23 protein-coding genes are annotated in these 22,188 nt (G+C 36.5%); all 23 read right to left on the bottom strand.

What is annotated here, in order from left to right; all coding sequences use genetic code 11:
• Positions 1–119: 119 nt before the first annotated feature.
• The 23 genes from ICC18_RS06230 to ICC18_RS06125 all read right to left on the bottom strand — a co-directional run bounded on the left by ICC18_RS06230 (position 120) and on the right by ICC18_RS06125 (position 22,184).
• Positions 120–1,262 carry an outer membrane lipoprotein-sorting protein gene (locus tag ICC18_RS06230; RefSeq protein WP_188173509.1) on the bottom strand — a complete coding sequence of 381 codons (1,143 nt, stop codon included), beginning with the start codon at positions 1,260–1,262 and terminating at the stop codon, positions 120–122.
• Between the two features lie 155 nt (positions 1,263–1,417).
• Positions 1,418–1,549: a hypothetical protein gene (locus ICC18_RS34260; protein WP_262495837.1), complete on the bottom strand. Its 132-nt coding sequence runs from the start codon at positions 1,547–1,549 to the stop codon at positions 1,418–1,420.
• Between the two features lie 78 nt (positions 1,550–1,627).
• Entirely contained in the window at positions 1,628–3,034 is a 1,407-nt protein-coding gene (locus ICC18_RS06225) for an undecaprenyl-phosphate glucose phosphotransferase (RefSeq protein ID WP_188173508.1), read from the bottom strand.
• A 7-nt stretch (positions 3,035–3,041) separates the two neighbouring features.
• Complete coding sequence (locus tag ICC18_RS06220; RefSeq protein WP_188173507.1) at positions 3,042–3,908, bottom strand: glycosyltransferase family 2 protein; 867 nt, start codon at positions 3,906–3,908, stop codon at positions 3,042–3,044.
• A gap of 230 nt (positions 3,909–4,138) precedes the next feature.
• The gene (locus ICC18_RS06215; protein ID WP_188173506.1) at positions 4,139–5,086 is read right to left on the bottom strand and encodes a glycosyltransferase family 2 protein; all 948 of its coding nucleotides are present in this window, start codon (positions 5,084–5,086) and stop codon (positions 4,139–4,141) included.
• A 16-nt stretch (positions 5,087–5,102) separates the two neighbouring features.
• Positions 5,103–5,393, bottom strand: coding sequence for a hypothetical protein (locus tag ICC18_RS06210; protein ID WP_188173505.1), 291 nt, complete (start codon positions 5,391–5,393; stop codon positions 5,103–5,105).
• 138 nt (positions 5,394–5,531) lie between these two features.
• The gene (locus ICC18_RS06205; protein WP_188173504.1) at positions 5,532–5,951 is read right to left on the bottom strand and encodes a hypothetical protein; all 420 of its coding nucleotides are present in this window, start codon (positions 5,949–5,951) and stop codon (positions 5,532–5,534) included.
• Positions 5,893–6,456, bottom strand: coding sequence for a sulfite exporter TauE/SafE family protein (locus tag ICC18_RS06200; protein ID WP_188173503.1), 564 nt, complete (start codon positions 6,454–6,456; stop codon positions 5,893–5,895). The genes ICC18_RS06205 and ICC18_RS06200 overlap by 59 nt, the downstream gene beginning before the upstream one ends.
• Positions 6,457–6,466: 10 nt before the next feature.
• Positions 6,467–7,069 (bottom strand): adenylyl-sulfate kinase, encoded by a 603-nt coding sequence (gene cysC / locus ICC18_RS06195; RefSeq protein ID WP_188173965.1) that lies wholly within the window; start codon positions 7,067–7,069, stop codon positions 6,467–6,469.
• Between the two features lie 142 nt (positions 7,070–7,211).
• Positions 7,212–8,063 carry a dTDP-4-dehydrorhamnose reductase gene (gene rfbD, locus ICC18_RS06190; RefSeq protein WP_188173502.1) on the bottom strand — a complete coding sequence of 284 codons (852 nt, stop codon included), beginning with the start codon at positions 8,061–8,063 and terminating at the stop codon, positions 7,212–7,214.
• A 1-nt stretch (position 8,064) separates the two neighbouring features.
• Positions 8,065–9,081 carry a dTDP-glucose 4,6-dehydratase gene (rfbB, locus tag ICC18_RS06185; protein WP_188173501.1) on the bottom strand — a complete coding sequence of 339 codons (1,017 nt, stop codon included), beginning with the start codon at positions 9,079–9,081 and terminating at the stop codon, positions 8,065–8,067.
• Between the two features lie 8 nt (positions 9,082–9,089).
• Positions 9,090–9,965, bottom strand: coding sequence for a UTP--glucose-1-phosphate uridylyltransferase GalU (gene galU / locus ICC18_RS06180; RefSeq protein ID WP_188173500.1), 876 nt, complete (start codon positions 9,963–9,965; stop codon positions 9,090–9,092).
• 40 nt (positions 9,966–10,005) lie between these two features.
• Positions 10,006–10,566: a dTDP-4-dehydrorhamnose 3,5-epimerase gene (gene rfbC, locus ICC18_RS06175; protein ID WP_188173499.1), complete on the bottom strand. Its 561-nt coding sequence runs from the start codon at positions 10,564–10,566 to the stop codon at positions 10,006–10,008.
• 10 nt (positions 10,567–10,576) lie between these two features.
• Positions 10,577–11,320 carry a sugar phosphate nucleotidyltransferase gene (locus ICC18_RS06170; RefSeq protein ID WP_188173498.1) on the bottom strand — a complete coding sequence of 248 codons (744 nt, stop codon included), beginning with the start codon at positions 11,318–11,320 and terminating at the stop codon, positions 10,577–10,579.
• 9 nt (positions 11,321–11,329) lie between these two features.
• Positions 11,330–12,493 (bottom strand): dTDP-4-amino-4,6-dideoxygalactose transaminase, encoded by a 1,164-nt coding sequence (gene rffA / locus ICC18_RS06165; RefSeq protein WP_188173497.1) that lies wholly within the window; start codon positions 12,491–12,493, stop codon positions 11,330–11,332.
• Between the two features lie 78 nt (positions 12,494–12,571).
• On the bottom strand, positions 12,572–12,865 hold the full coding sequence (locus ICC18_RS34725) for an EamA family transporter (protein ID WP_223192421.1): 294 nt from the start codon (positions 12,863–12,865) through the stop codon (positions 12,572–12,574).
• Between the two features lie 23 nt (positions 12,866–12,888).
• The gene (locus tag ICC18_RS34720) at positions 12,889–13,227 is read right to left on the bottom strand and encodes an SMR family transporter (protein WP_223192420.1); all 339 of its coding nucleotides are present in this window, start codon (positions 13,225–13,227) and stop codon (positions 12,889–12,891) included.
• 43 nt (positions 13,228–13,270) lie between these two features.
• Positions 13,271–13,993 (bottom strand): WbqC family protein, encoded by a 723-nt coding sequence (locus ICC18_RS06150; RefSeq protein ID WP_188173494.1) that lies wholly within the window; start codon positions 13,991–13,993, stop codon positions 13,271–13,273.
• 1 nt (position 13,994) lies between these two features.
• Positions 13,995–14,669 (bottom strand): phosphoribosylglycinamide formyltransferase, encoded by a 675-nt coding sequence (gene purN, locus ICC18_RS06145; protein WP_188173493.1) that lies wholly within the window; start codon positions 14,667–14,669, stop codon positions 13,995–13,997.
• Positions 14,670–14,762: 93 nt separating this feature from the next.
• Entirely contained in the window at positions 14,763–15,692 is a 930-nt protein-coding gene (locus ICC18_RS06140) for a glycosyltransferase family 2 protein (protein ID WP_188173492.1), read from the bottom strand.
• 511 nt (positions 15,693–16,203) lie between these two features.
• Positions 16,204–18,942, bottom strand: a complete 2,739-nt coding sequence (locus ICC18_RS06135; protein ID WP_188173491.1) for a YfhO family protein — start codon at positions 18,940–18,942, stop codon at positions 16,204–16,206.
• Positions 18,943–18,983: 41 nt separating this feature from the next.
• Positions 18,984–21,032 carry a glycosyltransferase family 2 protein gene (locus ICC18_RS06130; protein ID WP_188173490.1) on the bottom strand — a complete coding sequence of 683 codons (2,049 nt, stop codon included), beginning with the start codon at positions 21,030–21,032 and terminating at the stop codon, positions 18,984–18,986.
• A gap of 24 nt (positions 21,033–21,056) precedes the next feature.
• A complete protein-coding gene (locus ICC18_RS06125; RefSeq protein WP_188173489.1) occupies positions 21,057–22,184 on the bottom strand; it encodes a glycosyltransferase in 1,128 nt (375 codons plus the stop codon).
• Between the last annotated feature and the right edge of the window lie 4 nt (positions 22,185–22,188).

Raw genomic sequence — 22,188 nt, 5'->3', positions numbered from 1 at the left:
CCCGTCAACCTTACTTTCCGGATTCAAAATATTTCCACTACAAACAGCACTTCTTGAACTTCGTGGACACAAAAACAAGGGAAGACCCGCTTCAAAAAGAGCAGGACTTCCCTTTTATTTTACTTACCAGATTGTCCTTGCGTCGCCATCGCGATTTTCATCATTTCTGCGATCGGCAGATCGCCCGTCGAAAGTCGGAATTCTACACCTTCATCTGTCCAAGTCAAAGTCTTCTTGTCGTCCCCCGTCAAGATCGCCAATGTATAGCCCAGATCCACGATCGTCCCAGGCTGCAAGGACACTGTCTTCGCTTGAGGTCGCACCTCAATGATGCTGTAATTATACTTGCCTTTGTATCTGAGAAGTACAGCCGGATCCTCACCGAGCTTCATGTCCGTAATGTCTTGTTTTACCACATCTTTAGGGATGTAGGATGGCTCGATAATGCCAATATTTTGCGGTTTGCTTGCCGCGGCGTTGGACTTGCTGTCAGTGGCCGGCTTAGTACTAGTCGTCTGTTGACCTTGGGCCGCTTGGTCGGATTGTCCACCTGTAGCGGACAGATTTTTATCCGTTACACTCGCACCAGCCGATGTAGGCAACGTTTGCTTCGACATATTCCAGCTTGTCATATTGCGTTCCATTTGGAAATAGTCCTTATCAAACTTCGCATCAAACTCAAACTTCGTAAAAGTCACCTGAACCATCACATTCTGATTCGCATCCGACACTTGCACCTGTTGCGGAGCCAGCGTCTTCTTGTCCAGCCAGATCTTCTGGCGAGACAGCATTTCATTCTGATAGTTCGCGGTAACATCGAATACATAGGCATTATTCTCCGTCGTAAACTGACGGTCCTTATCCGCGACGATACTCTTCGCTAAAGACTGGAACAAATAAACCTGGCCTTGATTCTCCGGCCAATCGCTTTGGAAGCGGAAGCTCTTCTTCAAATGGGGCGTCAGAACAAACACGCCCTCTTCATTACGCAGAACGATCTGCGTAACATCCTTCGACGCATTCGTGAGTGCAATGCGATAAAAATGCTCCGGCGAAAACGCCACCTCCACCGAATACTCCTGTGGCTGCTGCCCCGTATACAGTACCATGCTCCCTGAAGCTTGATAACTGCCCGGCTTGCTGATCACATGATCCAAATCCTTTACAATAGATCCTGCATCCTTTTTCCCCATCCCGCATCCCGCGAGAACAACTGCTAAGCCCAACATGATGGTTACCATCATCCATGTGACCCGGCGCATCGAATCATCCCCTCACTGCTTGATTAACATCACTAGTACATGCATATGAGGGGACTTGTTCGATTATGCAGACGAGTTGGGGGCTTGGTCGAGAAAAGAAGCCACCCAGAAACAAAAATGCTGCTACGGCCCTGTTAGACCAAGCAGCATTTCACTCATTTCAACCACATATACACAATTACGGCTATGATGGCCGCCCATATCAGGGAGCCGATTATGACCCCAACTATTAAACCTTTGCCAATAGATAGGTTATCTTCTTGGTAAGCGTCTTCATGATCGATCATAAAAAAACCTCCCCGTAAACTAAGTATATCTACCAGTATGGGAAGGATGCCCTCGAAATATGCTGTCGATTAATATTTTTAATAAGCATTTTTATTGATAAACCCGTTAACGATCGTTCTCCAAATAATTTTAATATCAAATAAAAAAGTCCAATTTTCAATGTAGAAAATGTCGTGCTTGATACGTTCTTCGATGGATGTATTGCCACGCAGACCGTTACTTTGAGCCAATCCTGTGATTCCTGGCCGGATATGATGTTTGACCATGTATTTGGGTATCTCTTCTTTAAACTGCTCCACAAAGTAAGGACGTTCCGGTCGCGGACCCACCACACTCATATGGCCAAAAAGAACATTGAAAAACTGAGGCAATTCATCCAAACTCGTTTGACGAATAAAAGTTCCAACTTTCGTCCGCCTCGGGTCATTCTCAATCGTCCATCCCGTGTCCAAGGTACCCTCCGGCAAAATCTTCATACTGCGAAACTTATACATCATGAATCTTCTACGATTTAACCCTACACGTTCCTGTTTGAAAATAACGGGTCCCGGGGAAGTTAGTTTAATTGCAATGATAATTGCCACCATAACAGGCAGCGTGAGCAAAATAGCAGTTAGTGAAAAGGCGATATCAAATACTCTTTTCAGCAAACGGTTCCTGAATTCATCTAAAGGAATGTCCCTTACATTGATTAACGGCATATCGGCAAAATTATCGAAATATGGCCGCGATGGAAGGAAATCATAAAAATCCGGGATAATTAGCGTCTTCACGCCGATTTTTTCACAAACATTAATAATGCTTCCGAATTTTCTGTGTGCATCCAACGGTAAGGCAATAATCACTTCATCCACGATCAACCTGTTAAGAATCTCTTCCAGGTCGTCAATCTTTCCTATAATGGGCTTGTAGTTCTGGTAAGCAACCTCATGCTTTTCCTGATAATCGTCAAGAAAACCGACAACCTCATATCCCAGTTCAGGGTGCATTTTTAGATTGTTATAGAATTGACGTCCGAGGGTTCCCGCCCCTAGTATGAGAACAAACTGCTTATTGTACCCTTTTTCCCGGAAACGTTTGAGAGATAATTTAACGATATACCGATAAAAACTGATAACAAGAATGTTATTCACAAGGAAAAGTAGTAAGTATGAACGAGAAACGTCTACTTCTTTAAAAATAAACAAAATGCTAAGCAGCAGCAGCAAGCTGAATAGATGCACCTGTACAATTTTCAAAATTTCAAAAGAGAACTGCTTTCTTCTTTTCGGGGTGTAAAAATTAATAAAATAACTGATCGCAATAGCCAAAGCGCCGTAAATAAAGCTCCACAGCACATAATGCTTAAATGGCAACGGACCATCAAACGGTATCAAACCGCTATCGAATTTGAGCCACCATGAAAAGAGGAAGACCAGTTGGATACACACAAAATCGACTAACGCATAAAGTTGTGTTAAAAACCTCTGACTTTGCCGAATCAAATGGATCTCACCTCGCCGAACGTAGTTTATTAGTAATTAGTGACAGTATGAGTTTCAAACCAACCCCTGCATAGACCATCGTATTAATCAACCAAGAATATTGGGATTGGTAATGCTTTTTATGGAACAAAATCATCGCACGATGAAACTCATATATGATTTTAAAAGGCTTTTTGCGACTGCTCGCGCCTTTATAATGTATGATTTGCGTGCGCGGGTAATAATAATTGATCCAACCCGCTTGTTTAATTCTATAACACCAATCGATATCCTCACCATACATAAAAAATTCCTCATCAAGCATCCCTACTTGATCTATCGCTTCACGGCGCACCAGCATGAATGCTCCGACAAGTGAATCGATCGGATACTCCTGATCAGGGTCTAGATAACCTAGCTGATACTGATTGAAGCGAGGGATGTTAGGGAATAGCTTGGAGAACCCAAAGGCATAATAAAAAGATGCTGAAGGGGTTGGAAAGCCCCGCTTACACGCTTTGTCCAGTGATCCGTCCGGAAGGACGATTTTACAGCCGCTTGCTCCCACGTTATGGTTAGCATCCATGAATTGAATCATCGTTTCCAATGTGTCTGATTGGACGACCGTGTCGGAATTAAGTAGTAAAACATACCGGCCCTTAGCAATTCGGATTCCCTGGTTATTTGCTCTAGAAAAGCCAACATTTTCAGTATTAGCTATGCAAGTCACTTGCTGAAACTTTTCTTGAACTGCCTCTACGGTATGGTCTCGGGACGCATTGTCCACAAGAATAACTTCATAACTGTATGATGAAAACGACGCATATACTGACTGCAAGCACTTGAGTGTGAGCTCGCGGGTATTATAATTGACGATGATAATACTTAAATCCATGGATAACCTCGTTTTGTTTAGTTTCATTGTTAATTATACCATGGTTACAATTAATAATTCATAAAAAAAGTAAGGCTTTGAAAGTCTTACAACAATCTAACACCTAATAAAATTGACTATCTTATTTAATAAGTTATAGTACATTTATACTTGCTCTATGTTTCATATTTGTAACCGGTACTGTGTTTCAGATGATTAATAAATAGAGCATGATAGGGTAACAATGCCATTCATTTATACCATTTATATACTTCGTATAAATTCGTTCTCTTTTTACTCTGGATAATGCGGCGCTTTTCCACAAGATCGGATAAATTTCGAAAAAAACTTGCCCAAGCTACAAGAAGCTTTGGCTCGCGAATCAAAGCATAAGCAAAGCTTAGCACCTCGTAAATCAAGAGCGGGATGATATGTTTAATGGCATAAAGGAATCGGTCGTTTTTAAAAATCATTTTATATCGATTGATATACGACAATCTCCTGACAAAGAGCGGCTTGCTGCTCCGTCCGCCTTCCTTCCAGCCTCGTTCATGATAGGCAATGGCCGCAGGCTCAAAATAAGCTTTCCAGCCCATAAGCTGAGCTCTCCAGGCTACGTCCACATCTTCTTTGTAAGCAAAGAAGTCTTCATCGAAAAACTCGCCCTTGACACTTATATCGTCAATCATTTTCCGCGCATACATCGCGGCAGCGCCTGATATGCCGAAGACCTCTCCCGCCTGCTGATAAGTCCTGCTCGGCTCATTCGCGCCGCGGTCAAAAGCTCTTCGTGCTTTGTTGATAACAAGCCCCGTGCTATCTACAAGAGATTGGTTCGATTTGAATAATAGCTTGCCGGTTGAACTGCCAATAGCGTGATCGTCATCCATTGCCGTGATCAAAGTGCGAACGTACCCCGGCTGCAAAGTCACATCCGGATTTAATATCAAGCAATAATCTGCTTCCGATAACTGAATCGCCTGATTATGTCCCCCCGCAAAACCATTATTCACTGAATTTCCAACCACATCACAAAAATACAACCAGCGGGTCAATTTATCCACAGTTCCATCGGTCGAAGCATTATCAACGACAATCACTTGCTTAATCGGATAGTCTTGGTCCGCAACAGCTTGCAAACATTCGTCAAGATAATTAACACTATTGTAAGTCACTATATGAACGCTAACTGTTTTCATTTATTGGTCTCCGCACTCAAATTCCAAAAATAATTCCTTTTTCTTGCAGATAATTCACATGAAGGGTGAACGTTTCCGAATCAATGTTTGTGTGAAAAGTCTTGTTATAATCAGTGTAGCTATGCACTACATCACCGACCCAAAAACATTCTATTTTATCTTCGTCAATATACGTTTGAAGGGCGCTTAACTCCTTCTCTTTAACCCCTTGCGCAGTTATAATTAGAATCTGCCCAGAAGAAAGCATTACTTTAACAATTTCAGCTAGTCTTCTGAACTGTCCCTCTTCGAATCTCTCGATCGACATCAGATATACGAATCTTCCATCCTTAAAGAGCTTGCTCTCTAACTGAGATGCATTATGTGCTACATCTTTTTCACCGTTCCATTTCCCGCTGTATAATTGCTCTTCATTGCTACTCCATGTTGCATCTGCATCATCTGGTTAAGATTCAATAATGATACCACCTCCAGATATCTCAAATTGATCGACGAGCACATAATGGCTCGTTAAATCAATTTCTGATGCCACGTCAAAGGTGATTTCTTTGTCGTATTTTAGAATTAACTCAGCTACTTCGTGACGTTCGACCTTATTTTTAGTCTGACCAAATATAGAGGATGAATCAACAACTCTTAGCTCTTCTTCAATTTGAACTCCGACTTTCGCACAACCGATCTTTAGCGTATATCCTTTGTTTGTTATCAGATCTAGCAAAAACAAATTTGCTCTAAATCTTGTGGCTAATGTGAATCTTACTGCATTTCCAGCGAAAACAGACCTGGGCTTCTCGGCATTAAATGCCTCAATACTTTTTACAGTGCTTTTTACCAGAAGGATAAAAAATAATTTCATCGCCAGCATCGATCGTGCCTGCCACAATTCGCCGATCATCTTGATCTTGTGTGAACTTATAAACTGCTTGCACAGGCATTCTAAACGGCAGTTCGTGTATTTCCACTTCCTTTCGGTTTTCTCCTTTACGTAAAAAAGATACAAGAATCATAGAAATAGCAACCAATAACAAGACAAAACCAAGTGATTGCTTAATTAATTTTTCTTGATCGCGATACATAGATTCATAAGTTTGCAGCAGTATCGTTGCTGCAATCGCCCCTGGGATACTCCCCATGGCTAAATATTTCATCAGCTTATATTCAACTGTTTTTTGTCGAACATGTTGTACAGTGCCAAATAGCTTAATGATGGAATTATATACAAGGTCAGTACCGACTGCAATTGATGGCTTGATACAGATCAACACCGAAATTGGCATCAATAACGCTGCTCCACCTACTCCAATTAATCCAACCAAAAGTCCTACAGCCAGACCGATTAACGTAATTTCATATGACATTTTATTACTCAACCGTTCTCTTTTAGAGTATTTGCTTCTGAATCAAGTACTCGATAATTCGCTTAGCAGATTCCTCAAGCGAGTACTTTCCGGTTTCTATATTCAGTTCTGGCGAGCCTGGCGCCTCATAAGGTGCAGAAATTCCAGTAAAATCTTTTATTTCTCCATTTCGAGCCTTTTTATAAAGACCTTTAGGATCTCGCTGCTCGCAAATTTCAAGAGCACAGTTCACGTATATCTCGATAAACTCACCCGTATCAAACATGGTTCTTGCCATTGCCCTATCCGCTTCATACGGCGAAATGAATGCTGACAGCACTAGCACCCCTGCATCCACAAATAACCTGGATACCTCTCCGATTCTACGGATATTCTCTTTTCTATCCTCTGCACTAAAACCTAAATTCTTATTAAGACCAAGTCGAATATTATCCCCGTCGAGAATATACGTCCGAATTCCTCTGTCGTAAAGCTGCTTCTCTACTTCATTAGCCAATGTTGACTTGCCTGAACCAGACAAGCCCGTAAACCATAATACGCAGCTCTTATGTTGATTAAGTTTATTACGATCCTGTTTCTTGATCGTTGATTTATGGAAAGTTAGGTTATTTGATGAAGTTTCTATGATAATGCACCACCCTCAAATTTGTCGGATTTCTTCATCATGTTATCCCTCTCTTGGGTGATCGTCAAGTTTTCTTATCACCGTTGAATTAAATGAAAAAAAACTACCTGAACCAATTATTGATTCAAGTAGTTCTAATCATTCAGTGGTCGCTCGCCGCCAATTCCTTTAGAAACACCTTCAAACCCTCTCGCCATGGCCTTAAATCGTCGAATCCATTAGCACGAATTGATATGTGCTCCATAACCGAGTAACGGGGTCTAGGAGCTGGACGAGGGAAATCTTCAGTCGTACAAGGTTCGACCCTCGTCTGCAGCCCGCTTTCCTCAAAAATGGCGCACGCAAACTCAAACCACGAACAGAATCCAGCGTTCGAAGCATGATAAATACCATACTGCTCCGTTTGGACAAGTTGTTCTAGAAAATTAACTAGATCTACTGTGTAAGTCGGCGAACCAACTTGGTCGCTGACTACCTTAAGCATATCTCGGTCCTGAGCCAGCTTGAGCATCGTTTTCACAAAATTGGCTCCAAATAGACCATAGACCCACGACGTCCTTACAATAAAATATCGGGTAGTCAGCGTCTGGACGAACTGTTCCCCTGCTCTTTTGGACTTGCCATATACGCTTTGGGGATTCGTATTGTCAAATTCCCTGTATGGCTTAGAACCAGTTCCATCAAAAACGTAGTCCGTACTAATGTAGCACAATTTTGCATTGATCTTCTCAGCAGCTACAGCAATATTTCTTGTGCCGAAAGCATTAATCTTGTAAGCCAGGTCTTCTTCAGTTTCCGCCAAATCCACAGCAGTATAAGCAGCGCTATGGATGATAACCTCTGGTTGTAACTCACCAATAACCTGGTTGCACTGCTTTTCATTTGTAATATCCAGTTGATCTCTACCTAGACCGTATACATCATTATCTTTGGCGAGGAGTTTAATCAGATCTTTTCCTAACTGGCCATTCGCACCAGTCACTAATATTTTCATACTACACTCCTAGACGGGATCCATATTGCTGGGCAAAATACTGCTGGTACTCCCCAGATTGGATTCGTTTCCACCAGGCTTGGTTGTCTAAATACCAACGAATCGTTTCATTGATACCTGTTTCAAAATTATGTACAGGCTTCCAGCCAAGCTCATTCGTAATCTTAGTCGCATCGATTCCATAACGGCGATCATGTCCTGGACGATCCTTTACATACTGAATTAATGACTCCGGCATACCCAACTCACGAAGAATCGTTTGTACGATGTGAATGTTTGTTCTCTCGTTGTTACCACCAATGTTATAAACTTCCCCGTTAACACCTTTATGTAACACCAAATCAATCGCACTGCAGTGATCTTCGACATATAGCCAATCACGAATATTCAACCCGTCTCCGTATACAGGAAGCGGCTTGTCCGCCAAAGCGTTGGCGATAATGAGCGGAACAAGCTTTTCAGGGAATTGATACGGCCCATAGTTATTCGAACAGCGCGTGATGTTAACAGACAGTCCGAACGTTTCATGATAAGCGCGGACAAGCAGGTCGGAGCCAGCTTTACTTGCCGAATAGGGACTATTCGGTGCAAGCGGCGTTTCCTCTGTGAAAAGACCGGTCTCACCTAACGTACCATAAACTTCATCCGTTGAAACATGAACAAACTTCTGTACACCGTATTTCTTTGCGGTTTCAAGAAGTACTTGCGTTCCAAGTACATTCGTTTTCACGAAGATATCCGGTTCAAGAATACTTCTATCCACATGCGATTCCGCGGCGAAGTGGATCACGGCATCGATCCCTTTTTCAAAGAGGCTGTTCACCAATTCCTTATTAGCAATATCACCTTTGACAAACGTGTACTTGCTGTTGCCTTCAATCTCCGTAAGGTTCTCCAAATTGCCGGCATATGTCAGTGCATCCAAATTAACGAGTTCATAATTGGGATACCGGTTGAGCATATAATGAACGAAATTGCTGCCGATGAAACCGGCGCCACCTGTGATGAGTAGTTTCATAATCGTATTTACTCCTTATTACTTTTAATGACACGCTCCAAATAATCCAACAAATCCCGTCTCAAATCCGCCCGCTCCAAGGCAAAATCAATTGTTGTCTTAATAAATCCTAACTTTTCTCCTACATCGTACCTTGTCCCCAAAAAATCATATGCATAAACATGATCAATTTTGTTTAGTTCCGAAATCGCATCGGTCAACTGGATTTCGCCACCACGACCTGTCGGTATCATTTCCAAGATTTTGAAAATATTAGGGGTTAGAATATATCGCCCCATAATGGCTAGGTTCGATTCAGTAACACCTTTAGTTGGCTTTTCAAATAGTTGGTTTGCTTTATACACACGTTCACTCAATTTCTCAGCTTCAATGATTCCATAACGTGAACGTTCTTCATCACTTACTTGCTTAACGCCTACAACTGAGGATTTATATTCACCGTATAGATCTATCATCTGTTTTAAACAAGGTGTTTTAGACACCACGATATCGTCACCTAGAAGCACTGCAAAGGGCTCATCACCTATAAACTTACGAGCACACCAGATGGCATGTCCGAGTCCTTTTGGCTCTTTTTGTCTGATATAATGAATATCGACTAATTTTGCAGACTTTTGCACTTCATTTAGAAGATCAAATTTTCCTTTATCATACAAGTTTTGCTCTAATTCAAAATAATTATCAAAATGATCCTCTATTGCCCTTTTACCTTTGCCAGTAACGATAATAATATCTTCGATACCAGAATCGACAGCCTCTTCAACTATACATTGAATGGTTGGCTTATCTACGATTGGTAGCATTTCCTTAGGCATTGCTTTTGTCGCGGGAAGGAATCTTGTTCCTAATCCTGCAGCTGGAATTATCGCTTTTTTAATCTTCACAAAAAAGCCTTCTTATAGCATTATTATTTTTAATCTGATGTCAATTTGAACCAAGAGTAAAATTAATTTCCGCGTATTTCAGTAGTGGATGTTTTTGATCTTTTTCAGAAAGAATAGGTTTAGAAGTAGGCCAATCTATGCCTAAAGCTGGATCACTCCAAAGAATACCCCGATCATGCTCAGGAGAATAATACTCATCGACCTTATATAAAACTTGAGTATTAGGTGCAATTGTACAAAAACCATGAGCAAAGCCCTTTGGAATAATAAGCTGACGCTTGTTAGCCTCACTCAGTATGACTCCGACCCATTGACCAAAAGTAGGAGAATCTTTACGAATATCAATGGCTACATCATAAATAGCCCCCGAAGTGACTCGGACAAGTTTGGTCTGTGCTTTCGGGTTAAGCTGATAATGACAACCTCGAAGAACACCTGTTTCTACAGATAAGGAATGATTATCTTGCACAAATGGAAAGTCAATTCCAAGTTCAGCGAATTTCCGACTGTTATAGCTCTCCATAAAAAATCCTCTATGATCGCCATGTACATCGGGCTCAATTATATATAGCCCTTGCAGTTTAGTGGATATGATTTCCATCAAGCACCTCTTATAGTTTTAGTTTCCCAAACTCTTCACCGAATACTATATCTTTGGCAAACTCATTGGCCTTCGCTAATGAGGCATGCGTCCCAGCGTCTGTCCACCAACCTTTGAGAATATCATATGTTAATTCGTTTCTTTCAATATAAGCGTTATTGACATCGGTGATCTCTAGCTCACCACGACCTGATGGTTTAAGTGTTTTTACAATACCGAATACCGAGCTATCATACATATAAATTCCAGTAACAGCATAACTGCTTTTTGGATTTCTTGGTTTTTCTTCAATAGAAATAATTTTGTCTCCTTGCAATTCAGGTACACCGTATCTTTGTGGATCGTTGACTTCTTGAATGAGAATTTTTGCACCATTTTGTTGGGTTTTGAAATTTTTCACAAACGGGACGATACTTTCTTCAAAGACATTATCTCCAAGAATTACAACCATCTGATCTTCACCTACAAAGTTTTCTGCGAGATCAAGTGCTTGAGCAATTCCGCCTGCCTCATCCTGTACTTTATAAGTAAATGTTACCCCCAATTCTAGACCACTTCCTAGAAGGTTTACTACATCGCCCATGTGATCTTTGCCTGTGACAATAAGAATATCATGGATATCTGCTTGTTTAAGCTTAGCAACTGAATGAAAAATCATTGGATATTTTCCAACTGGAAGCAAGTGTTTATTAGTTACTTTTGTTAGTGGATACAGACGGGATCCTGTTCCACCTGCAAGAATGATTCCTTTCATCCAGACACCTCAATTTGTATAAATTTTATTTGAATATCGTTGGCCTACCCCATAAAAACTATTAATATTTTCAATTACCTTAGTAATATCTTCTTTACTTATATTATAATACATTGGTAACCTTACTAGTCTTTCACTCTCTTGAGTTGTAAAAAGATCTGCCCCATGGAATCTCCCGAATTTTAAGCCAGCATCAGAACTATGAAGTGGGATGTAATGAAATACACTAAGTATACGATTTTGTTTCAAATACTCTATTAACTCCGTTCTTTCTTCTAAATCCCTAACTTTAATATAGAACATATGTGCATTATGCTCACAATTTTGCGGTATATGAGGAAGTTCGATTAATCCTCCATCATGTAAAGGCCTTAAACCCTCAAAATAGCGATTCCAGCTTAGTAGTCTATTATTGTTGATATCACTTGCCATCTCAAGCTGCGCATAAAGAAATGCGGCATTTATTTCACTTGGCAAATAAGACGATCCCAAATCAACCCAGGTATATTTATCTACTTGACCTCTGAAAAATCTCGATCGATTGGTACCTTTTTCTCTAATAATTTCCGCTCGCTCTACGAATCTATCATCATTAATAAGAAGCGCTCCACCTTCTCCGCAATTATAGTTTTTCGTTTCATGAAAACTATAACAACCAAGATGACCGATTGACCCTAGAGCGTTTCCATTATACGTGCTCATCACACCCTGAGCAGCATCTTCAATAACTAATAAATCATATCTTCTTGCAATTTCCATTATCTTATCCATTTCACAAGCTACGCCTGCATAATGGACTGGAACAATTGCCTTCGTTTTCCTAGTAATAGCTTCCTCAATCAAATTTTCGTTAATATTCATCGTATCAGGTCGAATATCAACAAAAACTATCTTAGCACCTCTCAATACGAAAGCATTAGCAGTCGATACGAAGGTAAATGAAGGCATAATAACCTCATCGCCTTCCTTAATATTTGCTAGTATCGCGGACATTTCCAACGCGTGAGTGCAGGAAGTTGTAAGCAACGATTTCTTTACGTTAAAATTAGTTTCAAACCACCCATGGCATTTTTTTGTAAATAATCCATCACCAGATAATTTTTGATTTTTAAACGCCTCTCTAATATAAGCCTCTTCATTCCCAGTTAACCCAGGGATATTAAACGGTAACATTCCGCAACCCTCTCCTCAATAATTAATATTGCATAATGTGTATGGGAATTAGATATTTGAAACTAATGAATTTAAAATTCATAAATTAAATACTACAACACCCAATAAGATGAAGATTGTTCCTATATAAATGTTAAGATTCAACTTTTCTTTTAATAAAACACTTGCAAAAAATAAAACAAAAATATAATTGAGTGCTAATACAGTAGTTAAACTTTTCAGTTCAATAAATTTAAGTATATACGTGGAAAGAACTGTAACCACAATAAATCCAGAGTAACCAATTAATAAAAATAGTAATTTTGAAATTTTTTTTTGTCTAGTAGTTCCATATTTAAGTGATATGTGAGATAGACTATTGATAACAGGCATTAGTAACATAAGCAACAGTTTAATCATACTTGTTTTTCACTACTCTTCACCTGAGAATTTTCTTTACCGAGAAAATATAGACCTATCATTATTATACAGACTCCAAAAAAATTATTTATTTTAATTGATTCGTGAAAAAAATACCAACTATAAAAAATAATAAAAAAATAAACAATGCCCGTAAACGGATAAGCGACTGATAGTGGCATAGACTTTAAAGTTTTATTCCAAAAAATTGATTGAAACATCAAACAAATAATGGACAACATATAAAAATAATTTATGAAAAAGCTTGATAAAGAAAATTCGGAAATAGAGTTAGCAGCATACTTTCCAAGTAAAACAGCAAAAGATTGAAACAATATACTTAGCAACAGATAGTATAATTCTCTATGCAAATTCTTTTCACCTAATGTTCTTTAGAGATTCTTTTGACTCTTGCCGCCAACCCCAAATATAATATGGTGCTTCAGGCCCTACTTGAAAAAGTAAATCTAAAATAGTTACTCCATGTTCAAAAGGTGGGTGAAATTGTGGATATTCCGGATACGAATTATAATTTTTATATACTAATTTAATTCCTGAATCAATAAAAATTTTCTCATCAATATAATTCTTTGCAGCTGGTCCAGAAATGTATACGTCTGCTTCAGCTTGAATTAATATATCAATCAATTTATCCAACTTTTGACCATGAGAGTTAAATTCCAGCGAACTTTTGAATGTTGTATTAATGCCTAAAAATTCGCGAGATATATGTTTAATTAAATACTGATTTAATATGGATAAATTTGTCCATTCAATATCAAAATAAATATACCTAAAAAAATCTTTATACATATTGAAATACGGCGCATCTTTATATTCCAAAGACAATGTTTTCCAATGTTTTGTTTGCCACGTCCTATCATTAATTTCAACTTCGTGAATTAATCTATCGAACTTAGATCCCACAGGAATCGTAAGCCAACTAGCACCATTTCTAGTTTTAATTTTGTTGCGATTTCTCCAATCATTTTTTGTATATTGCACATCATCATAAAAAACAAAGAGATCAGAATCATTAATTATATCAAAATATCCCTTCCAAGGAATATAATTGGATTGAATAATAGATACCGTTTTCACCCTATATACTCCTCCAAAAATCTTCATTGAAAATCATACTATGGTTAAAAGGTGGAGAAGATACTATTTCATTTCTTTCGTAACCATATATATTTGATAAATTATTCTCAATTGATATTTCTTGATTTGAAATGTGCAATATTGCATTCAATAAATTCACACATCCCATTCTAAATACTTCATTCATGATCACTTGAAATTCTGAATTATTAGCAACAGGCAGTAAATTTTGAGAAATTATAAAGCCATTATCTACTTCTTCATCAACAAAATGTACCGTCGTACCAACAAATTTACACCCAGTATCAAGGGCCATCCTAACTGGTTTATCGCCGATAACTCCACCAAAAGCAGGCAATAATGAATAATGTAGGTTAATTAATTTTCCTTTAAACAAATTAACGATTTCTTCATCAAGTATCTTATGAAAATTGGTAACAATAATATCAGGATTTAAAGAAATTAATGCTTCTTTTAACTCAGCATTATTTTTTCTAGAATAGTTTATTTTATATGCAGATAAATTATTATATTGCGCAAAAGTTATCGCTTCACAATGCCGATCTGCAATTATCCCAACCAACTCAATATTTGGTATAATTTTTTTTTGAATACATTTGTTTATAAACCTTAAATTCCCACCGTTACCAGAACAAAGAAAACAAATTTTAATCATAATATTGACCTCTTTAGTATTATATTTTGGTTATCTCAGCAAACTTTCAGCCTGAAAAGGAAAGAAAACAATAATTGCTTATTGAGATTATCTCTATTTACCGCTATGCGAGTCACCGGTACTATCACCTATTAAAAATAAAGGCTTCCCTGAAGTTTTATAATTTATCCTGCCCAAATATTCTCCAATAACACCAAGAGTAAACATTTGCACTCCACCGAAAAATAAAATAGTTGCCATAATTGAAGCATATCCACTAAGTGTAACCCAACTAAATAGTCTACTTATAATCACATATATCAATCCAGTAATTCCCAAAATCGAAGTTAGCAGTCCTATCCATATTGATATTCTGAGTGGAATAATAGAAAAAGTAGTAAAAATATTAATTGTGTGCTTGATTAATTTAATTATCGAATAATTACTTTTTCCATCAACTCTGAAACCATGTTTTAATTTTACTGTCGTATAATTATTAGTTAGCCATGATAAATAACCATCAACAAAAGGATACGGAGATTCAAATTTTGCAAGCGATCTAGCTAATTCTCCATCAATCATCCTAAAAGAAGTATAGTTGTAATTTAAATTAGGAATAGCTAATTTAAACACCTTTCTAGCCATCTCCGACGTAAAATTCCTCCAAAATGAATGGGTCCGTTCCTCTAATATCCCATATATTAAATCATAACTATCTGATTCTTTGATTAGTAATTTAATATCTTCGGGGTCTTGTTCAAGATCATCATCTATTGTAATAACCCATTTGCCACTCGATTTACTTATTCCACATAATGTTGCGGCATGTTGACCAAAATTCTTACTAAACTTAATACCCGAAACACGACTATCTTTTGATGCTATTTCATTAATAATTTTCCAAGAATTATCTCCACCATTATCCTCAACAAAAATAATTTCAAAATTATCACAAACCTCACTTAACACTACGACTAGCTTATCATATAATTTTTCCAAAGTTTTTTGAGATCGATAGACTGGTATAACGACAGATATATACATGAGATCTCCACCTAAAAATAATTATTTATCGAATTCGGCAATACTTCATGTTTCTTTTCTACTTCTGATCCAAAAAAGAGTTGCCCAGTTTGATGATTTCATAATCCCCATTATCCTTTATATATCCTTGAACAGGATAACTGGAGATTCCTATAATTTCCTTTGAAACTCTAGTTGCATCAGCATTTATAAATGGCTGTATCTTGTATCCATGCAAATTAATGAATGCATATTGCCTGGACTGCATTCACTAGCTGGATTTGTTCTATCCCATTTGTCCCAGAAAAAAATTGAGGCTCCAACGGAATCATATGGATTATCTAAGTTATAAGCGTCAGGCTTTCAAATAAACATTATAGGTTTGTTTTTTTCAATGCCCTGCAGATCTTGTCATAACTCCTTTCAGACATTCAGCTTTCTTCATCGAAATAGCTCCCTTCACCCCAGTTGTCTTCAATTCTCGGATAGGAACACCAGTCTAACAGATAATAATAAATACCATTTGTAGCAGTTAATTGCCCTTGAAGTTCTTCATACCAACTTTTCGTTTTGTATTTATAATCAAATTATATAAAATGATTCCAAACAAAGTAATTCCGCTAATAATGATCCCGATGGTAAAGTAAAAATTTTTGTAATACAATTCAATGTCATAGCTTCCAGGTTTTAAATAAATACCTGTCATTCCAAAGTCCACCTCAATGGTTTCTTGTTCAACTCCATTTACAATAGCATGCCATCCTTTGTCGTAAGGTAACGTTAAAACAAGCATTCCATTATTACTAATTTCAATATTTCCTGTTATTTTTGTTTCTTTAAAAGATGTAATATTTAATGGAATCTTCGTTGATTTCATAGCAGTTACATTTGGGCGTTCGTAAATTCTTATGTCACTTAAATTTATTTTTTCACCAGGCTGACCAACGTCAATTCTAATACTATTTATCGTATCGGAACCATTGATGTAAATAGGAACATTGATTTTATGTTTCCCAGCAGTTACAGGTATTCTAGTTGAATTAGCTTCACTAAATTCGTTTTTATCATCCTTCCAAAAAATTTGGATATCTTGTTGTTTTGCACATTCCACAATCATCTCAATAAAAGAGTCATTCTGGGCTGAAATATTTAAATCTACTTGGACATTCGGATCAGTACCTTCAACAACATAAGCAATTTTGTTATTTAACTGTGACTCAACAAGAACACCACTTTTTCTAGAAAAGCTGTAGTCCAAGTTTTTATAATTATCCTCTATCTTATAATTTGCATTTACAATGTTTTGATTTTTTATCGAAACAACAGCGTTATCAAGAAGTATGTCTCTTTTAACTTCTGGATCATAATCCGAGATTCCATCATAATTAATGATTTTATTGTAGAATGTTCCGAAGTTGTAATAATCATTGTTTTTTAAAAGATGGTAGTTACCATCAGCTAAAGCTATTTCAGTATTATTTAAACTTTCTTTGTGACTTTGTAAAAAGTACTTAACTCCGAGAAAGTCTAAAAGTCTTCGATCAGCTAAATTATGATGCACAAAACCTATTTTCTTTCCGCCTATCCAGTACTGGAATCCTGTCTCGCTAGAAAAGTTTATATAACTTCTATTATTCAGACTAGAATAAGTGGTAACACCGTAATAATTCTCCAATAAAGAGTCATTGTGTGCAGTAAGTGGGTTATCGTTCACAATCCTATAAAATTCTTTATCTAATGCTTTAATTTCATTAACAATCTTGTAAGATGGATCTTTAAAATAATGATTAATCTCAGCAAAATTTCTTAGATTCATCGTTGGGTAGTTTAGTAATACTATCTCTACTATAACCATACTCATTAATACATTTGAGACTATTCGCCTCTTGCCCGGGTTATTAATATAACTTGAAATTAGATATTTATAAGCTACGATAAGCACCCATACTAGGAATACGTATAACATTAATTTTAGGTTATATTTCAAGTCATTGTTTGTATTCAAAAACATACTATAGATCGAAACAATGAATATTATTGTCAATAATACTTCATTAAAGTACGTAGAAGTTTTCTCTACAAATTTCTGCTTAGAATTACTAAACAAATAACTATCGAGACTTAGGCAACCAAACAGACATATTATAAAGCTAAAAGTATAAGTATACCTATGATTATCGGGTAATTGAAATAAATTGAATATATATGAAATAATATTTGTACAGGTCGATAGGATGAATATTGAAATAATGAAAATTGATAAATTCCTAAGTTTTTTCGAATTCCCCTTTATTTCTGCCAATGCTATAAAACAAAAAAGTAATAATAGTATAGAGGTCGACTGTTGTAACTTTTCATAATAATTAAAGTATCCAAAGTATGAGGAACCGACACCAAAAAAATTGTTAGATATAAATGTAGCTATATTTTGAAGAATAATATCAAAACTATAAATTGAAATTTGGTTTAACGAAAATGGTTTTCCTCCTTCTGGAGACTCAAATAATACTATTAATTGCGGTAAAAATGATAACATTGATAAAAGCAACCCTAATGTATAGCAGCAAATAACATTTAATAGTTTTAAAAATACAGCCTTAAGACTAGAATTACTATAATAAAGAACATGAGCTATTGAGTACATAGCACCAAAAACGGTGATATGAATCATTTCATGGACACTTTGAACCGCAAGTAGAAATATTGAAAATATGAATACGTAAGGTTTTCCTTTTCTAAGTAAAAGTTCCAATCCGTACATTATGATTGTGAAATACGCTACAAAGGTTGCAAAAAAATAATGTTGCCCCCATAAAACCATAAATCCATTAAATGCCCATACTGCACTACAAACAATTTTAATTTTAGTGTCTTTAATATTATAAAGGCATAATATTTTATAAAAGAAGATGCCTGTCACTAGTGTCTTTAGATATAATGAAAACACAAGACCAATATAAATCTTACTTGTTGGAAATACCAACATCGGAAGTAAAAATACATCAAACACGTGTGAAACTGCAGCAAATTTACTTGCTCCAACCCCTACGTTAAAATCCCATAAGTTAAAACTAAAACTTTTTAAATCTCGAATAAATTGTGTATAAGTCGGAACGTAAGATTCAATTGTATCTCCCCCGATGTCAGCAAATATATAAGTCTTATGCAAAAAAATAAACTTCCAATAAAGAGCTGCGAAAATACTGCTGATCAAAACTATCAACTTGAAAATGTTTTGATTCTCTAATATAAACATCTTCGTCTTTGGCAACGTTTATTCCTCCCATTTTAAAACCTTGGTATACACAAACATCACCTTTTCACTAATATATTAACCATTTTACTTATGAATTTCTCTATGAATGGAGTTTTTCTAGCCAACCTTCTTACCTTATCCTTAAGATTGAAGTATGCTATATCATACTTTGAAAGACCCTTTTGATTCACAAAAGTAGGTCTACACAAAGAATTCAAAATATGATAAGCGTAAGGCGGCAAATATTCTGCATAGGTTTGTAAAATAAGTCGTTGCTTGTAATACTCACTACCAAAACTGACATTGCTTTCTGGTAATACTCTATACCAAAACAACGCCTTAGGAATTACGTCAATTTTAAATCCACTCAAGGATAACTTCGCTAAAATTTGCCAATCTTCTGTAACTACTCTACTACTATAAAATCCACCTATTTTTTCAAATACTTCTTTTTTAATAATAAAATTAGTATCACCGAAACAGTTCATGAACGGTCCCATTTCAAGCGATGGCCCTAATACCGTATAGGTTGAACCTTGAGCTTTTAAAGGATCAGATCCTTCACCGTAAAATTGATCAAAGTAGCATGTTAGACAATCATTACCTGATAGTTGAAGTCCATCGACAAAATCTTTTAACATATTAGGTTTTGCGATATTATCAGAGTCCATAAACACAAGATATTCACCTGTTGCATGAGCTGCAGCATAATTTCTTGCTATGGATGGGCCCTCATTATATTTATTTATAAACTTCCAGCCTCTGGTGTTATACTCACTTTGAAGTCTATTAAATTCCATAATAGATTGTTCGTCTGTTGAACCGTCATTAACAACAATAATTTCATAATCAGAATAATCAATATTCTCTAGTGATTTCAATGAAGTAGCTAAATATTTTGCATGATTATAATATGCTATACAAATAGAAACCCTTGGATAGCTAATGTGGTCAAATTTATTTGAATGATCAATTGCAGTATCTAAAAAAGAATTTATCCACTGCATCATTGCATTTTTAGAATCATAAGTAATTTCAATGTCTTTGTAATTCAAATTTGAGCGCTCAGAAATTAACTTCGATAATGCCGCGGGAGTTGGGTTGAAAAACTGTGCGTTTTTCACAATTTCAAGATTAGCCTCAACATTAGCAACAATCAGAGGCATTTTTCCAACTGCAAGTTCAAAGAGATACGTACTGTTCTCAGGCATAATCGCTGGAAAAATTACAATACCTTTGTTCATCTGCATGTATTTATTGACGCCAGAAATCTCTCTCGGCTCGAAAATATGGTAATCAATTAAATGGCTCTGCATGAAATTAGCAATATACGATTTTCCGTCCACCTCTTCAATGTTACCATTCTCACCAATAAATGTTATTTTTTTGATTGTACTCTTCTCTTGATCAGAAAGCCTTAATAACGCATTGAAGAATATGTGGAGTCCACCTAGTTTTCCAAATTCACCTATATAAATTAAATGCTCAGAGTTAATTGGGTTATTATCGGAAAAAATATTAAAATCTTGATAAAGACTAAAGTAACGATGTGTCTCTCGACTAGCGGAAAGCACCCATTTTCTTGAGTCCGCCCAGTTAAACAAATATTGTGAATAACTTGAAATAGAATCACAATATTCACAACAATACCTTTCCATATACTGAGTCAGGAGTTGATGAAAACCACCCTCGCCCCAATCCTCATTAGCTTCGTTAATAAACTGGCTTGGCCCGTATATGTCAACCACTAACGAAGTATCTTTAAAATAGCCTAAGTTTTTTTTACTTTGAATACTATGGAAACCGCTGCCCATAAAATCGGAAAAGTGTATGGAGTCAAACTTCTTTTGCATGAGGTAATGATATACTTTATATGAAACCAAATAAGGTTCATTTTGTATGGAAATGTCCGCATTAATATCTGTTATCTGTATGAATTCTATATTATTCTCTAAAAATGAATTTTTGAAATATTCTAAATCATTGCCAACATAAGCAATCACAGTGACTCGATAACCTTCATTCGAAAGAATCTTACTTCTATTTAAAAGGTTAGCCATCATTGATTTCCGTGCAAATGTCATAACGAAACAGATGGTTTTCAAATCTACACCTCCTATCAATGAATGTTATAAGCGAACTAACTTTTTTATAATTTTTTTAAACAGATACGTAAAACCATAATTTACTGTCATGTTAATTGCCTTAACAGTGTATGAAGCCCATTTGGGATAATCTTTTCCATAAGTAACGTTAAGTTTTTTAGCAAGAATTTCATCACTATATAAATACGGATCGTCAATTTCCCAGCGTAACTTGTTTTCATTTCTATATGAGATTCTAATCTCTTTTGAAACAGGTTGACCATTTTTATAATACCCGTAACTCCATTTTAATTTTGATAACTGTTTGCTGCCGCAATCCTCAAGTTCACGAGTATATTCATCAACCATTTCTTTGTATAAAGTAGCAGTTTCTCCTTTAACCCACCAACGTTGAACCATATCAATTGTTCCACTATCATATCCCGAGAAATGTGCAAGCTTTAATGGATCACCATTGATGTAATATAAATTGCTTTCTTTCGTTATTTGAACACTTTTTAATGCCCATGTTCCAAAGTCATACCCGTAATGTCTTAGTAATTCTACATCAAAGAAAGTCGGGGCTAAATCTACCCATCTTTGGTCAGTGAATAATCCATTGGATAATTCGTCATAGCAATAGTGAAATAATCTATCTGCCCACCAGTCTATGAATTTCATTGCTTCTTCCGAACGGTTTACGGCTAAAAAACCCAAATTATAAACACCATATTTGATAGAGCTAATCTCCATTTCAATATGTCCTGGATGAAGCAAATGAGGGCACAAGACAATAGGTCTTCTATCCAACAAATCTCTAAGCTCAGTGATGTCGTCATAAACCTTCGTATCTGGATCAAAGTAAAGAAATTTATTTTCATCTGGATATGCGTTAAAGAGATGTTTAAATAAAAAGCCTTTTACACTGGTAGAAGCTTCAACAATTGTATGTTTAAACATAAAACTATTAAATCCATGATCGATACCTAAGTGCTTCCCTAAAACAACAGCATCTGCATAGCCGTCATTTACACCTTGTATTGCCTCTTCGGGCATTTCACTCTCTACAAGACAAATGACAAATTTAGCATCTTTTATATGCTTTTTTATTGAATTTCCAAGTACAAACGCTTTAGGCAAGTAATTGGCACATATTGATGTACTGATAATCATGTTT

This window comes from Paenibacillus sedimenti, from assembly GCF_014534655.1.
GTDB classification, from domain to species: domain Bacteria; phylum Bacillota; class Bacilli; order Paenibacillales; family NBRC-103111; genus Paenibacillus_E; species Paenibacillus_E sedimenti.
This window is presented reverse-complemented; position numbering and strand designations above follow the sequence as displayed.

Excerpts from the sequence above, each read along its gene's own strand:
- ICC18_RS06230 (WP_188173509.1), bottom strand. The coding sequence starts at position 1,262 with ATGCGCCGGGTCACATGGATGATGGTAACCATCATGTTGGGCTTAGCA.
- ICC18_RS34260 (WP_262495837.1), bottom strand. The coding sequence starts at position 1,549 with ATGATCGATCATGAAGACGCTTACCAAGAAGATAACCTATCTATTGGC.
- ICC18_RS06220 (WP_188173507.1), bottom strand. The coding sequence starts at position 3,908 with ATGGATTTAAGTATTATCATCGTCAATTATAATACCCGCGAGCTCACA.
- ICC18_RS06215 (WP_188173506.1), bottom strand. The coding sequence starts at position 5,086 with ATGAAAACAGTTAGCGTTCATATAGTGACTTACAATAGTGTTAATTAT.
- ICC18_RS06210 (WP_188173505.1), bottom strand. The coding sequence starts at position 5,393 with ATGTCGATCGAGAGATTCGAAGAGGGACAGTTCAGAAGACTAGCTGAA.
- ICC18_RS06205 (WP_188173504.1), bottom strand. The coding sequence starts at position 5,951 with ATGCTGGCGATGAAATTATTTTTTATCCTTCTGGTAAAAAGCACTGTA.
- rfbD (WP_188173502.1), bottom strand. The coding sequence starts at position 8,063 with ATGAAAATATTAGTGACTGGTGCGAATGGCCAGTTAGGAAAAGATCTG.
- rfbB (WP_188173501.1), bottom strand. The coding sequence starts at position 9,081 with ATGAAACTACTCATCACAGGTGGCGCCGGTTTCATCGGCAGCAATTTC.
- rfbC (WP_188173499.1), bottom strand. The coding sequence starts at position 10,566 with ATGGAAATCATATCCACTAAACTGCAAGGGCTATATATAATTGAGCCC.
- ICC18_RS06170 (WP_188173498.1), bottom strand. The coding sequence starts at position 11,320 with ATGAAAGGAATCATTCTTGCAGGTGGAACAGGATCCCGTCTGTATCCA.
- rffA (WP_188173497.1), bottom strand. The coding sequence starts at position 12,493 with ATGTTACCGTTTAATATCCCTGGGTTAACTGGGAATGAAGAGGCTTAT.
- ICC18_RS34725 (WP_223192421.1), bottom strand. The coding sequence starts at position 12,865 with ATGCCTGTTATCAATAGTCTATCTCACATATCACTTAAATATGGAACT.
- purN (WP_188173493.1), bottom strand. The coding sequence starts at position 14,669 with ATGATTAAAATTTGTTTTCTTTGTTCTGGTAACGGTGGGAATTTAAGG.
- ICC18_RS06140 (WP_188173492.1), bottom strand. The coding sequence starts at position 15,692 with ATGTATATATCTGTCGTTATACCAGTCTATCGATCTCAAAAAACTTTG.
- ICC18_RS06125 (WP_188173489.1), bottom strand. The coding sequence starts at position 22,184 with ATGATTATCAGTACATCAATATGTGCCAATTACTTGCCTAAAGCGTTT.